Here is a 13934-nt window from a genome sequence, read left to right on the forward strand (position 1 = left end):
CCATCTTCGCGTATGCCGGGCGCGGACGGGAGCCCACCAGGACCACCGGGACCGCCAGGATCACCGGGACCACCAGGGCTGTCAGGGCCGTCGGATGCCCGTACGCACCAGTTTGATGAGCAGCGCCTTCAGCTCGGCGCGGCCGTCCGCCCCCAGCGTGGTGCCCATCTCCGCCTCGGCCGTCTCCACGACCCGGCGCGCGGTGCCGAGGGCCTGCTGTCCGGCGTCGGTCAGCCGCAGGGCGTATCGGCGGCGGTCCTGCGGATCGCGCTCGCGGACGACCCGGCCGGCGTTCTCCAGGTCGTCGACGATCTGCAGGATCCCCTGCTCGCTGATGCCGAGCCGGCGGGCGAGCTGCTGCTGCGAGCAGGGGCCGTCGGCGAGCACGGTGAGCGCGCCGAAGTGCCGGGCCTGCAGGCCGACATCGGTGAGCGCGTCCTCGATCCTGCGGCGTACGAAGTGGTGCGACTGGGCGATCAGCGAGCCGGTGCGCCGCACCCCGCCGTCGGTGTCGGTACGGGAGAGCAGGGTGCTGAGCAGGTCGTCGAGGCGGTCGCGCTCGGCGGGGGCGAGGGCCGCGGTCAGCCGGTCGTCACCGGCGGACATCGCCGGTTCCATCGCCTTGATGGCGGCCCGGCCGCCGTCGGTGAGCGCCAGTACGTACGAGCGCCGGTCGCCGGGGTTGCGGGCGCGGGTGACCTGGCCGGCGGCCTCCAGCCGGTCGATCAGCTTCACCATGGTGGTGCGGTTGATGCCGAGCCGGTCGCCGAGGTCCTGCTGGGAGAAGGCGGTGGGCGCGGTCAGCGCGTCCAGCACCTGGAAGTCGCGGGCACCGGAAGCACCGTGGAACCCGGGACCGAACTCCGGCGCGAGGAGGTTGGACCGGATGTACGCGCGCCGCAGCAGGTGCGCGGCGTATGCGGCGAGCGCGGGCGGCAGCTCCGCGTCCGTGGCCTCGACGCTGAGCGCATAGTCGTCCTCCACCCCGCACCTCCGCAGGTCAGGTTAGCAGAGGGTAACCAGCCGACTCTGGGCGATCTTCCGGTCTTCACTGACACAAGCTGTCAGGGAACGGGCCGCAGAGTGAGGGCATGAGCAACGACTTCGACTTTCTCACCGGCCGCTGGGACGTACGCAACCGGCGGCTCGCCACCCTCTTCTCCGGCGCCGACGACTGGTACGAGTTCCCCGCTGTCAGCCGGGCGCAGCAGCTCCTGGGCGGCGTCGGCAACCTCGACGAGATCACCTTCCCGACGCTGGACAAGATCGGCATGACGCTGCGCCTGTTCGACCAGGAGCGCAAGGAGTGGTCCATCTACTGGTCGATCAGCAGCACGGGGCGGCTCTACCCGCCGATGCGGGGTGTGTTCAGCGGCGGGCGGGGGACTTCTACGGCGACGACGAGTACGAGGGGCGCACCGTACGGGCGCACTTCATCTGGTCGCACATGTCCGCGGACGGTTGGCGCTGGGAGCAGGAGTACTCGGACGACGGCGGCCGGACCTGGGAGTCCAACTGGGTGATGGAGGCCGGCCGGGCCGGGTGACCCGGCGCGGAGGGCCGCCGCTCAGCGGGTGGCGAAGGGGCGGTCCGAGGGGACGATCTCCTTGCCCAGCGGCATCAGCGACAGCGGGATCAGCTTGAAGTTCGCCAGCGCGAACGGGATGCCGATGATCGTGATGAACAGCGCGATGCCGGTCACGATGTGGCCGAGCGCCAGCCACCAGCCGGCCAGGATCAGCCACAGCACGTTGCCGACGGCCGAGCCGGCGCCCGCGTCACGGCGCTCGACCGTGGTGTAGCCGAACGGCCACAGCGCGTAGACGCCGATGCGGAAGGCGGCTATGCCGAAGGGTATGCCGATGATCGTGATGCACAGGATCAGCCCGGCGAGGAAGTAGCCCAGGCACATCCACAGACCGCACAGGATGAGCCAGATGATGTTGAGAATCGTCTTCATCAGCGGTGGCCTGCCATCTCCTCGAGGCGGGCGATGCGCTCGGCCATCGGGGGATGGGTCGAGAACAGCTTGGACGCGTCACCCGGACGGAAAGGGTTTGCGATCATCATATGACTGGCTGTCTCCAGGCGCGGCTCGGGAGGGAGCGGCAGCTGCTTGGTCCCGGCGTCCAGCTTGCGCAGCGCGGAGGCCAGGGCCAGCGGATCGCCGGTGAGGCGGGCGCCCGAGGCATCCGCTTCGTACTCCCGCGAGCGGGACACCGCGAGCTGGATCACGGAGGCGGCGAGCGGGCCGAGGATCATCAGCAGCAGCATGCCGAGGATGCCGGGCCCCTCGTCGTCGTCCGAACGGCCGATCGGGATCAGCCAGGCGAAGTTCACCAGGAACATCACGACGGAGGCGAGGGCGCCCGCCACCGACGAGATGAGGATGTCGCGGTTGTAGACGTGGCTCAGCTCGTGCCCGAGGACGCCGCGCAGCTCGCGCTCGTCCAGGATGTTGAGGATGCCCTCGGTGCAGCACACCGCCGCGTTGCGCGGATTGCGGCCGGTGGCAAAGGCGTTGGGCGCCTCGGTGGGCGAGATGTACAGCCGCGGCATCGGCTGCCGGGCGGCCGTCGACAGCTCCCGCACGATCCGGTAGATCACCGGGGCCTCGAACTCGCTGACCGGACGGGCGCGCATCGCGCGTAGAGCCATCTTGTCGCTGTTCCAGTACGCGTACGCGTTGGTGCCCAGCGCGACCACCAGGGCGATGATGAGACCGGTCCGGCCGAAGAAGCTGCCGATGACCAGGATGAGTGCGGACAGACCGCCGAGGAGTACGGCGGTCTTCAGCCCGTTGTGCCGGCGGTGCACGCTGCGCCCTCCAAAGTGTGCGTCGGGGGAACCTCTCCCCCTTCAGGAGAACCTCCTGCTCTGGTCAACGCCACCCGGGCGACGCTAGTTCCCTTGTGCGCGCCGCCCGGAGGCGCACCGGGGGGCGCGCGCGAAGCGTCAGAACAGCGTGCCCTGGGCGTACCTCAGGACGATCTGCGGGGCGCCCGACAGCACGATCGCGGCCACCGCGGTCAGCGCGATCGCGGCGGTCAGCCCGACGGGCGCTGCGGCGACGGACAGCGGCCCGGCGCCGGCCGCGGCCCCCTCGCCGAGGGCCGTTCCCGTCACCTCGCCCGTGGCGTCGGCGCGCCCGGCGAAGAGCAGCGCCGTCCAGCGCAGGTAGTAGACCAGGGCGATGGCCACGTTGACCGCCATGATCACCGCGAGCCAGCCGTGCTGGGCGCCGACCGCCGAGGAGAAGACCGCGACCTTGGCGAACAGGCCGATGACGCCCGGCGGCAGCCCGGCCAGGCACAGCAGGAAGAAGGCGAGCGCCAGGGCGGCGAGCGGGCGGGTCGCGTACAGGCCGCGGTAGTCGGCCAGCCGGCCCGCCGGGGCGGTCCGCGTCACCAGGGCCGCCACCGCGAAGGCGCCCAGGTTCACCACCCCGTACATCAGCGCGTACGCGACGGTGGTGCCGATCTCGTGCGCCGGGTCGCCGGACGAGCCCGCGGCGGCCAGCGGCACCAGCAGATAGCCGGCCTGGCCGATGGAGGACCAGGCGAGCAGGCGGACGGCGCCGCGCTCGACGCCGGGGCGCTGCCGCAGCGCGCCGACGTTGCCGACGGTCATGGTGAGCGCGGCCAGCACGCCGAAGGCCGGGCCCCACACGTCGTCGTACGGCCGGAAGGCGATCACCGCGACCAGGATCAGCCCGGAGAAACCGGCGGCCTTGCCGACCACCGACAGATACGCCGCGACCGGCAGAGGTGCGCCCGCGTAGGTGTCGGGGACCCAGAAGTGGAAGGGGGCGGCGGCGAGTTTGAAGGCGAACCCCACCAGGGTGAGGGCCGCGCCGACCTTCGCCAGGGTGCCGAGCTGGCCGGGGGTGTGCGTCAGGGCGTCGGCGACGGCGGCCAGATGGAGGGTGCCGGTGGCCGCGTAGACGAAGCTGATGCCCAGCAGTGAGACGGCGGTCGCGGTGACCGACGACAGGAAGAACTTCAGCGCGGCCTCGCTGGACATCCGGTCACCGCGGCGCAGGCCCACCAGGGCGAACGCGGGCAGCGTCGTGACCTCCAGCGCGACGATCAGCGTCGCCAGGTCGCGGGAGGCGGGCAGCAGGGCCCCGCCGGCCGCGGACGACAGCAGCAGGAACCAGTACTCCCCCGCCGGGAGTTCGTCCTCGGTGCTGTGCACGGACAGCAGCGCGGTCAGCAGCGCCCCGCCGAGCACCAGCACCTGGATGACGAGGGTGAAGTGGTCGGCGGCGTAGGAGCAGCCGCCCTTCCCGGCCCCGGCGCCGGTCTCGCAGAAGGTCGCGTGCCTGCCCGCGCGCAGCGGGATCAGCGTGAGCCCGGCGAGGGCGAGCCCGCCGACGGTGGTCCAGGCGAGCACCTGCTTGCGTGCCCGTGGCAGGAAGAGGTCGGCCACCAGGACGACCAGGGCGACGGCCGCGGGGATCGCGGCCGGGGCGAGCGCCGTCCAGTCGACGGACTGCACGAGGGACGGCATCAGTTGCCTCCGAGGAGGGTGCGCACGGCCGGTTCCGTGAGACCGAGCAGGACGGCGGGCCACAGTCCGGCGAGGACGGTGAGCGCGGCGAGCGGTGTCCAGGCGGCGAACTCGTAACTCTGGACGTCGGCGAGTACGGGGGTCGCCTCGGCGGTCTCGCGGTCGCCCATGCAGACCCGGCGGACCACGGCCAGCAGATAGGCGGCGGTCAGCAGGGTGCCGAAGGCGGCGACGGCGGTGAAGGTCACGTACGCGGGGCGGCTGAGCCCGGCGGCGGGGTCGAACGCACCGAACATCGAGAGCATCTCGCCCCAGAACCCGGCAAGGCCCGGCAGCCCGAGGGAGGCGACGGCGGCGAAGGCCAGCAGGCCGCCGAGGCGCGGCGCCCGGCCGTAGAGGGCGGCCCCGGTGCGACCGGCGAGGGTGTCGAGGTCGCTGGAGCCGTAGCGGTCCTTGACCGCGCCGACGAGGAAGAAGAGCAGGCCGGTGATCAGGCCGTGGGCGATGTTGGCGAACAGTGCGCCGTTGACGCCGGTCGTGGTCAGCGAGGCGATGCCGAGCAGCACGAAGCCCATGTGGCCGACCGAGGAGTACGCGATCAGCCGTTTGAGGTCGCCGCCGTTGCCCTGCCGGGACAGCGCCAGGCAGGCCAGCGACCCGTAGACGATGCCGACGACGGCGAAGGCGGCCAGGTACGGCGCGAGGGTGTGCATGCCGCTGGGCGTCATCGGCAGCGCGATCCGTACCAGACCGTAGGTGCCCATCTTCAGCAGCACACCGGCCAGCAGCACCGAGCCGACGGTCGGGGCGGCGGTGTGGGCGTCGGGGAGCCAGCTGTGCAGCGGCCACATCGGGGTCTTGACCGCGAGGCCGAGGCCGATCGCGAGAGCGGCGACCAACTGGGTGGAGTGGCTGAGGTGGCGCGCTCCGTGGGCACTGTCGGAGGCCAGTGTCACCATGTCGAAAGTGCCCGCCTTCACCCCGATGAGGAGCAGGCCGAGCAGCATGATCACGGAGCCGAGGACGGTGTAGACGATGAAGCGCATGGCGGAGCGCTCGCGGTCCGCGCCGCCCCAGCGGGCGACGAGGAAGTACATCGGGATCAGCACGGTCTCGAAGGCCAGGAAGAACAGCATCAGGTCGAGTACGGCGAAGGTCGCCAGCGTGCCGCCTTCGAGGAGCAGCAGCAGGGCGACGAAAGCCTTCGGGCTGGGGCCCGCGGGCATCTTGAAGTAGCTGTAGAGCGCGCAGAGGAAGGTCAGCAGGGCGGTCAGCACCAGGAGGGGGAGCGAGATGCCGTCGACGCCCAGGTGGAGGTGGATCCGCAGCGCCGGGATCCAGTTGAGGTCCGTGGTGCCCTGCATGGTGCCCGGGTGGTCGTGGTCGAAGCCCGCCGCCAGGACGATCGCGAGCACCAGCACGGCGCCGGTCACGGTGACGCCGTGGCGCAGCACCGCCTGGTCGGGGCCGCGTCCGCGCAAGCCCGGCGGGGCCGGGAGCAGGGCGCCGGCCGCGCCGAGCAGCGGCAGCACGACGGTCGCCGCGAGGACGTACTGGAGTGCGGTGTCGTTCACGGGATCTCACGCTCCGACTGCGACGAGGACGGCGAGGACGACCGCACCGGCCAGCAGCGCGCTGAGGTAGGTCTGGATGTTTCCGGTCTGCGCCCTGCGGACGGCGGCGCCGAGCAGCCGGGGGGTGCCGCCCGCGCCGCGGACGTAGGTCTCGACGACGTCGCGGTCCAGGAAGCGCACCAGGCTCGCGGCGGCCAGCACCGGGCGGACGAAGAGGACCGAGTAGACGGCGTCGAGGTGGAAGCCGTGCGCCGCGTGCCGGTGCAGCGGGCCGAGCAGCAGCCGGCCGGGATCGCCGGGGTCGTCGGCGGACGCGATGTCGCCGTAGACCGCCTCGTGGCTGTCGATGGCCTCGGCCTCGACGAGCGCGGGTTCCGCGTCGGGGGCGGTGATCGGCTCGGGCTCCGCGGCGGCGTCGGCGACCACGGCGTCCAGCGAGACCGCACGGCGGGTGGCGGTGGCCGCCTTCCAGGCGCCGTAGGTGACGAGCAGGCCGACGAGGGCGAGTCCGGTGCCCAGGACGGAGGTGACGAGGGTCGGGCCGAGCGGGGTGCCGTCGAACCAGTCGGGCAGCGAGCGGTAGGTGAGCGCGCCGAAGGCGAGGGTGGGCACGGCCAGCACCCACAGCACGCCGGTCATCACCACCGGCTGCCTGCCGTGGTCGGGCGCCGCGGGGCCGCTGCCCAGGAAGGCCAGCAGGAACAGCCGGGCGGCGTATCCGGCGGTCAGCAGAGCGGCGGCGAAGCCCGCGACCAGGACCGTCCAGCCGACGGCCGCCGGCACGTGCGCGGTGTCGCCGGACGAGGCGCGCTCGGCGGCCCGCAGCACCGACTCCTTGGAGAAGAAGCCGGACAGCGGGGGCAGCGCGGCCAGGGCGGCGAGCGCGAGGCCCATCGTCCACATGGCGTCGGGGACGCGCTTGGCGAGGTCGCCCATCCGGGACATCGCGGTGAGCGAGTTGGTGCCCGCCGCGTGGATGACCACGCCCGCGCCGAGGAAGAGCAGCGCCTTGAAGGCGCCGTGCGACAGGAGGTGGAAGACGGCGGCGTCGCGGTCGCCGACGGCCAGCGCGCCCGCCATGTAGCCGAGCTGGCCGATGGTGGAGTACGCCAGCACGCGCTTGATGTCGTCCTGCGCCAGGGCGGCGAGGCCGGAGCCGACCATGGTGAGGGCGGCCATCACGGCGAGCACCGCGAGCGCCGCGGCGGAGGCGGTGAAGACCGGCAGCAGCCGGGCCACCAGGTAGATACCGGCGGCGACCATGGTGGCGGCGTGGATCAGCGCGGACACCGGGGTCGGGCCGGCCATCGCGTCCGGCAGCCAGGTGTGCAGCGGGAACAGCGCGGACTTGCCCGCCACTCCGGCCAGCAGCAGCAGGGCGGTGACCGTGGGGTGGTGCAGCTGGCCGTGGGTGGCCGCGGTGAGGATGCCGTTGATCCGGAAGGTGTGGGCGTCGGTGGCGAGCGCGAAGATCCCGATCAGGAACGGGACGTCGCCCAGCTTGGTGACCAGGAACGCCTTGATCGACGCCGCCCGCGCGGTCTCGCTCTCCCAGTAGTGCCCGACCAGGAAGTACGAGCAGATGCCCATGATCTCCCAGCCGACCAGCAGCACCATCAGGTCGCCGGTGTAGACGACCAGGAACATGGCGGCGGTGAACAGCGAGACCAGGGCGGCGTACGACGGGTAGCGCGCGTCGTCGCGCAGATAGGCGGTCGAGTAGACCTGCACACAGGTCGCGACCAGGCCGACGAGGACGGCCACCAGGACCGAGAAGCCGTCCAGGTGCAGGGCGAGGTCGATCGGCACCGAGCCGGTGGCGGCCAGCCGGTGCGCGGCGTCGGTCGGCGCCCCGGTGCCCTGGCGGGCGGCGACGATCGCGGCGAGCACGAAGGAGGTCGCGGTGGGCAGCACGGCCAGCGGCCGGACGAATCCGGGGGCGCGCCGGCCGAGCAGCAGTCCGGCGGCCGCGCCCAGGAAGGGCAGGAGGGGGACGAGCGCGGCAAGGGCGGTCAGGGTCACGCGGTGGCCTCTGCCTTCTCGTCGTCGGCCGCCGTGCCGGGGGCGGCGTCTTCGGGGTCGCCGGGCCGCGGTTCCTTCAGGTCGGTGAGCCGGTCGATGTCGGAGGTGCCGCGGTTGCGGTAGACCAGCAGCACGATCGCCAGCCCGAGCCCGATCTCGGCCGCCGCGATGGTGATGGTGAACAGGGTGAGCGCCTGCCCGGAGTGCACGGTGTCGCGCAGCCAGACGTCGAAGGCGACCAGGTTGAGGTTGACCGCGTTGAGCATCAGCTCGACCGACATCAGCACGAGGATCGCGTTGCGGCGGGCGAGCACACCGTAGACCCCGACGCAGAACAGCAGGATGGCGAGGACGGCGGGATAGGCGAGGTGCATCAGTTCTCCTTGGCGTCGGAGCTGATGGCGCGGGTGGCGTCGTCATGGCGCCGGGACAGGACGATGGCGCCGACGAGGGCGGCCAGCAGCAGCACCGACAGGGCCTCGAAGGGCAGCACCCAGTGCCGGAAGAGGCTGGTGCCGGTGGCCCGGGACGAGCCCTGGACCACGCCGTGCAGATTGATCCAGGTGCAGCGGAAGGCGTCCACGACCACCCAGACCAGGGTGACCGCGGCGGCTGCGGCGACGGCCAGGGCGACCCAGCGGTTCTCGGAGTCCGCGTCCGGGGAGCGGCCGATCGGCGCCCGGGTCAGCATCAGTCCGAAGAGCAGCAGCACCACGACCGAGCCGACGTAGATCAGCACCTGGACCCAGGCGATGAACTCGGCGGTGAGCAGCAGGTACTCGATGGCGAGGCCGCCGAGGGCGACCACCAGCCACAGCGCGGCGTGCACGATCTGCCGGGTGGTGACGCTCAGCACGGCCGCGCCGAGGGTGGCGAGGCCGACGAGTACGAAGGTGATCTCCACACCGGTGGGTGACAGGAAGCCCGAGGGGGCGTTGTTGAGGTTCACGCCTCGTCCTCCCCCGCCGCGGCGGCCTTCTCGGCGGCCTTGCGGGCGGCGGCGATCTCCTTGGGCTCCTCGGCCGCCGGATCCAGCGCGGGCGGCGCGGGCACGGTCCACATCCAGTCGCGCAGCTTGTCGCGCTCATGGGTGAGGTCGAGGATGTCGGTCTCCGCGTACTCGAACTCCGGCGACCAGAAGAGCGCGTCGAACGGGCAGACCTCGATGCAGATGCCGCAGTACATGCAGAGCGCGAAGTCGATGGCGAAGCGGTCCAGGACGTTACGGCTGCGCTCCCGGCCGCCGGGCGCGGCGGCGGGCATCGTCTCCTTGTGGGAGTCGATGTAGATGCACCAGTCGGGGCACTCGCGGGCGCACAGCATGCAGACCGTGCAGTTCTCCTCGAACAGCGCGATCACCCCGCGGGAGCGCGGCGGGAGTTCCGGCTGCGCCTCGGGGTACTGGGCGGTGACGGAACGCCGCGTCATCGTCCGCAGGGTGACGGCCAGGCCTTTGGCCAGACCGGATCCGGGGATACCCATGGCTTACGAGATCACCACCTTGACGACGCCGGTCAGGGCGATCTGGGCGAGGGCGAGCGGGATGAGCACGGTCCAGGCGAGCTTCTGGAGCTGGTCCTCGCGCAGCCGCGGGTAGCTCACCCGCAGCCAGATCACGACGAACGCCAGCAGCCCGGTCTTGACCAGCGTCCACAGCCACCCGGCGCTGCCCGCCCACGGGCCGTGCCAGCCGCCGAGGAACAGCACGGTGGTCAGCGCGCAGAGCACGACGATGCCCGCGTACTCGGCGAGCAGGAAGAGGGCGAAGCGCAGTCCGGTGTACTCGGTGTAGGCGCCGAAGATGATCTCCGAGTCGGCGACCGGCATGTCGAACGGCGGGCGCTGCAGCTCGGCGAGGCCCGCGGTGAAGAAGACCAGGCCACCGACGATCTGCCAGGGCGTCCACCACCAGTGGTACGCCTCGACGATGCCGGGCAGCGACAGGGTCCCGGCGGCCATCGCCACCGAGGCGGCGGTGAGCAGCATCGGCAGCTCGTACGCCATGAGCTGGGCGGCCGTGCGCAGGCCGCCGAGCAGCGAGAACTTGTTCGCCGACGCCCAGCCGGCCATCAGCGAGCCGAGGACGCCGACGCCCATCACGGCGAGCACGAAGAACAGGCCCGCGTCGATGGACTGCCCCACGAACCCGTCGGGACCGACCGGGATCGCGATCAGCACCACCAGATACGGCAGCAGCGCCACGGCGGGGGCGAGCTGGAAGATCCTGCGGTCCGCGTCGGCCGGGACCACGTCCTCCTTCTGCGCGAACTTCACGCCGTCGGCGACGAGCTGTGCCCAGCCGTGGAACCCGCCCGCGTACATCGGGCCCAGGCGGCCCTGCATATGGGCCATCACCTTGTGCTCGGTCTGCCCGACGAGCAGCGGGAAGACCAGGAACACGACGAGTACGCCGACGAGGCGGAGGAGGACGTCGAGGGTGTCACTCACTCGGCGTCACCTTCTTCCTTCGGGGGCGCTTCGGGCGCGGCGGGCGCGGCGGGGGGCTCGGGCGCGGGGCGCTCGGGCCGTGCGGGCGGGGTCTCGCGGGGCTGCTGCCAGGGGGCGTCCGGGGTGGCGGGCGCCGGAGCGGCGGGCGGGGACGCCTGGCTGGCGGAGCCCTCGCTGACGCTGCGGGTGCGGCGGGCCGGGCGGTCGCCGGGGGCCGCGGCGGCGCGGGCCCCACGGGCCGGGCGCGCCGGGGCCGGCGGGAGCTGGCCCTTGAGCGGGCCCCAGTCGTTCGGGTCGGGCACACCCGGCGGCTGCATCTGGCGCCGCTTGGGTCCGCCGTCGTGCGACTCGCCCGGCTCCTTCGCGCCCGGCCACGCCTTGACGACCCGCGACGCCAGGACGAAGTCCTTGCGCAGCGGATGGCCCTCGAACTCCTCGGGCAGCAGCAGCGGGGCGAGCCCCGGGTGCCCGGTGAAGTCGACGCCGAACATCTCGTGCGTCTCGCGCTCGTGCCAGCCCGCGCCCGGGTAGACGCCGGTCGCGGTCGGCAGGGCGGCGGCGTCGTACGGCACGGTGGTGCGGACCAGCAGCCGCCGGACCCCGCCGTCCAGCGCGACCACGTGGGCGCAGACCTGGAAGCCGGTGCCCGGCTCGTCGACCGCGCTGAGCCAGTCGAAGAAGGTGCAGCCCAATACGTCGCGGGCGGTGGTGAGCGCGCCGATCCAGGCGTCCGGCGGCACGTCGACGGTCAGCAGGTCGTACGCCTCCGCGGCGGACGCCCCCTCCCCGAAGACCTCCGCGGCCCCCTCGGGCAACCGCTCGAACCCGCTCATCGCTCCCCCGCCCCGGGGGCCGCGGGCGGGGTGACCAGGCCGCTGGTCAGCGCCGCGGCGGACGGGCGCCCGGTGGCGCGGGCCGCGCCGGATCCGTCACCCCCGCCGGAGGCGTACCGCTCGCCGAGGGACTCGCGGGCGATCTTCTCCTGGAGCTTGAGGATGCCCTGCAGCAGCGCCTCGGGCCGCGGCGGGCAGCCGGGCACGTAGACGTCGACCGGGATGATCTGGTCGACACCCTTGGTGACGGAGTACGAGTCCCAGTAGGGCCCGCCGCAGTTGGAGCAGGCGCCGAAGGAGATGACGTACTTGGGCTCCGGCATCTGCTCGTAGAGCCGCTTGACCGCGGGCGCCATCTTGTCGGTGACGGTGCCGGAGACGACCATCAGGTCCGCCTGCCGGGGGCCGGGGGCGAAGGGGATGACGCCGAGCCGGATGAAGTCGTGCCGGGACATGGAGGCGGCGATGAACTCGATGGCGCAGCAGGCCAGGCCGAAGTTGAACACCCACAGGCTGTAGCGGCGGCCCCAGTTCAGGACCACCTTCATCGGCTCGGGCGCCAGCCGGGCGAGCGTGCCCAGGCGGCGCGGCTCCGGCAGCGGCTCCGGGGTGGTCACCGCGGCCACGGCGGGCACCGCGGGAACCCCAGGTGTCACGTCCATTCGAGGACGCCCTTCTTCCAGGCGTAGAGCAGGCCGACGGCGAGGAAGCCGATGAAGACGAACATCTCCACCAGCGTGGTGGCGCCGAAGCCCGGGTCGGCGAAGACCGTCGCCCACGGGAACAGGAAGATCGCGTCCACGGCGAAGATGACGTAGAGGAAGGAGTACACGTAGTACTTGATCTGGGTGTGCGCCCAGCCCTCGCCGACCGGGTCGACCCCGCACTCGTAGGTGAGCATCTTCTCGCGCGTCGGCACGACAGGCCGCAGCAGGCGGCCGGACGCGAAGGCGACGGCCACGAAGAGCACACCGACGACCGCGACCAGGCCGACGACCGAGTAGCCGTGGAAGTAGTCCACGTCCGTCCGCCCCTCGTCACTCGTTGACCGGTGGTGTCCAGCGATCCGTGTGGATCTTTAGACGATCTATACGGAGGGAGTCTAGGCCCTGGCCTCACAGAGGTCCGCCCCTGAGTGCCCCCTGGGGATAACCCCACCTGAGCGAGGCCCACGCACCCCATGGCGCTCCCCGCCCCTCCCCCGGCAGGCTGGGAGCATGAACACCACGTCCGAGGCCCGCCGATCCACCGCGCCCGCCGCGCTGCCGCCTCCGCGGTTCGCGCTCGACGGCGTGACGTGGAAGGAGATCGGGTACCTGCTGCTGAACCTTCCGGCGTCGATCGTCGGTTTCGTCTACGTCGTCGTCATGATCTCCGTCGGTCTCGGGCTGTCCGTCACCGTGGTGGGCCTGCCGCTGCTGGCCTTCGGCCTGGTGGGCTGCCGGGCGCTGGGGCGGCTGGAGCGGGGCCGGGCCCGCGATCTGCTGGGCGTCTCCGTGGACGAGCCGCGCCCGCTGCGCACCCGCACCTTCGGCTTCCTGCCCTGGCTGTGGGCGACGCTCAAGGACCCGGTGGCCTGGCGGCACGCGCTGTACTTCGCGATCCGGCTGCCCTGGGGCATCCTGACCTTCGTCCTCATGGCGGTGTCGTTCTTCCTGCTGTGGCCGGTGCTGCCGTTCCTGTCCCGGGGGCTGACCACCGTGGACCGGGCGATGGTCCGCGGGCTGCTGCAGCCGTCGGACGAGCTGGAGCGGCGGATCGCCGAGCTGGAGTCGGACCGCGGGGTCGTCGTCGACCACGCCGCCGCCGACCTGCGGCGGATCGAGCGCGATCTGCACGACGGCGCCCAGGCCCGGCTGGTGGCCCTCGCCATGGACCTGGGTCTGGCCAGGGAGAAGCTGCTGGAGGACCCGGAGGCCGCCGCGAAGATGGTCGGCGAGGCGCACGGCGAGGTGAAGGTCGCGCTGCAGGAGCTGCGGGACCTGGCCCGCGGCATCCATCCGGCGATCCTCACCGACCGTGGCCTGGACGCGGCGCTGTCGTCGGTCGCCACCCGCTGCACGGTGCCGGTCGCCGTCACCGTGGACCTGCGGGCGCGGCCCGCGGAGGCCATCGAGGGCATCGCCTACTTCACGGTCTCCGAACTACTGCAGAACGTGAGCAAGCACAGCCAGGCCCGTAGCGCGAGCGTCGACGTGTGGCGCGCGGAGGACCGGCTGATGATCCAGGTACGGGACGACGGGCGCGGCGGCGCGGATGTCTCGGGCGGTTCGGGTCTCGCGGGGCTCGGCGAGCGGCTGCGCTCGGTCGACGGGCTGTTCGTGGTCAGTTCACCGGTCGGCGGCCCGACCATGGTCACCGCCGAACTGCCGTGGCGGGACCGCGAGTTCCGCCGGGCGCCGGGCGGTCAGGGCGGCGTCCCCGGGGGCGCCCCGGGCCCGGGTCCCCGTGGCGGCCGGAGCGGGGCGCCGGGGCGGCGCTGACGGCGGCGGCGCCTGGTGGGTGGGGATAGCCCCACCCCGAAGACGCCGATCCGCACCATGGG

Annotated in this window: 15 protein-coding genes; 2 read left to right on the plus strand and 13 right to left on the minus strand. The window is 72.4% G+C overall.

What is annotated here, in order from left to right; genetic code table 11:
• Positions 1–81: 81 nt before the first annotated feature.
• A complete protein-coding gene (locus AB0M29_RS02005) occupies positions 82–984 on the minus strand; it encodes a MarR family transcriptional regulator (protein WP_365377488.1) in 903 nt (300 codons plus the stop codon).
• A 107-nt stretch (positions 985–1091) separates the two neighbouring features.
• On the opposite strand from AB0M29_RS02005, the gene AB0M29_RS02010 reads away from it, so the two are divergent.
• The gene (locus AB0M29_RS02010; RefSeq protein ID WP_365377491.1) at positions 1092–1523 is read left to right on the plus strand and encodes a hypothetical protein; all 432 of its coding nucleotides are present in this window, start codon (positions 1092–1094) and stop codon (positions 1521–1523) included.
• Between the two features lie 44 nt (positions 1524–1567).
• On the opposite strand, the gene AB0M29_RS02015 is transcribed toward AB0M29_RS02010, so the two are convergent.
• The 12 genes from AB0M29_RS02015 to AB0M29_RS02070 form a co-directional block, all read right to left on the minus strand.
• A complete protein-coding gene (locus AB0M29_RS02015; protein WP_365377494.1) occupies positions 1568–1960 on the minus strand; it encodes a YccF domain-containing protein in 393 nt (130 codons plus the stop codon).
• On the minus strand, positions 1960–2817 hold the full coding sequence (gene htpX, locus AB0M29_RS02020) for a zinc metalloprotease HtpX (protein ID WP_365377496.1): 858 nt from the start codon (positions 2815–2817) through the stop codon (positions 1960–1962). Before htpX ends, AB0M29_RS02015 begins: the two co-directional genes overlap by 1 nt.
• Before the next feature lie 138 nt (positions 2818–2955).
• A complete protein-coding gene (locus AB0M29_RS02025) occupies positions 2956–4512 on the minus strand; it encodes an NADH-quinone oxidoreductase subunit N (protein ID WP_365377498.1) in 1557 nt (518 codons plus the stop codon).
• A complete protein-coding gene (locus AB0M29_RS02030; protein ID WP_365377501.1) occupies positions 4512–6086 on the minus strand; it encodes an NADH-quinone oxidoreductase subunit M in 1575 nt (524 codons plus the stop codon). The genes AB0M29_RS02025 and AB0M29_RS02030 overlap by 1 nt, the downstream gene beginning before the upstream one ends.
• A 6-nt stretch (positions 6087–6092) precedes the next feature.
• Entirely contained in the window at positions 6093–8108 is a 2016-nt protein-coding gene (locus tag AB0M29_RS02035; protein ID WP_365377504.1) for an NADH-quinone oxidoreductase subunit L, read from the minus strand.
• Complete coding sequence (nuoK, locus tag AB0M29_RS02040) at positions 8105–8482, minus strand: NADH-quinone oxidoreductase subunit NuoK (protein ID WP_365377507.1); 378 nt, start codon at positions 8480–8482, stop codon at positions 8105–8107. The genes AB0M29_RS02035 and nuoK overlap by 4 nt, the downstream gene beginning before the upstream one ends.
• Positions 8482–9057 (minus strand): NADH-quinone oxidoreductase subunit J, encoded by a 576-nt coding sequence (locus AB0M29_RS02045; protein WP_365377509.1) that lies wholly within the window; start codon positions 9055–9057, stop codon positions 8482–8484. Before AB0M29_RS02045 ends, nuoK begins: the two co-directional genes overlap by 1 nt.
• The gene (locus AB0M29_RS02050) at positions 9054–9590 is read right to left on the minus strand and encodes an NADH-quinone oxidoreductase subunit I (protein ID WP_365377512.1); all 537 of its coding nucleotides are present in this window, start codon (positions 9588–9590) and stop codon (positions 9054–9056) included. Before AB0M29_RS02050 ends, AB0M29_RS02045 begins: the two co-directional genes overlap by 4 nt.
• A 3-nt stretch (positions 9591–9593) precedes the next feature.
• Entirely contained in the window at positions 9594–10556 is a 963-nt protein-coding gene (locus AB0M29_RS02055; RefSeq protein ID WP_365377514.1) for a complex I subunit 1 family protein, read from the minus strand.
• Positions 10553–11389, minus strand: a complete 837-nt coding sequence (locus tag AB0M29_RS02060) for an NADH-quinone oxidoreductase subunit C (protein WP_365377516.1) — start codon at positions 11387–11389, stop codon at positions 10553–10555. Before AB0M29_RS02060 ends, AB0M29_RS02055 begins: the two co-directional genes overlap by 4 nt.
• Positions 11386–12051 (minus strand): NADH-quinone oxidoreductase subunit B family protein, encoded by a 666-nt coding sequence (locus AB0M29_RS02065; RefSeq protein WP_365377519.1) that lies wholly within the window; start codon positions 12049–12051, stop codon positions 11386–11388. Before AB0M29_RS02065 ends, AB0M29_RS02060 begins: the two co-directional genes overlap by 4 nt.
• Positions 12042–12410: an NADH-quinone oxidoreductase subunit A gene (locus AB0M29_RS02070; protein ID WP_365377522.1), complete on the minus strand. Its 369-nt coding sequence runs from the start codon at positions 12408–12410 to the stop codon at positions 12042–12044. Before AB0M29_RS02070 ends, AB0M29_RS02065 begins: the two co-directional genes overlap by 10 nt.
• 196 nt (positions 12411–12606) lie before the next feature.
• Here AB0M29_RS02070 and AB0M29_RS02075 point away from each other — a divergent pair, with 196 nt between their 5' ends.
• Complete coding sequence (locus AB0M29_RS02075) at positions 12607–13872, plus strand: sensor domain-containing protein (protein ID WP_365377525.1); 1266 nt, start codon at positions 12607–12609, stop codon at positions 13870–13872.
• Positions 13873–13934 lie beyond the last annotated feature (62 nt).

The organism is Streptomyces sp. NPDC051976, from assembly GCF_040680795.1.
Lineage (GTDB): Bacteria > Actinomycetota > Actinomycetes > Streptomycetales > Streptomycetaceae > Actinacidiphila.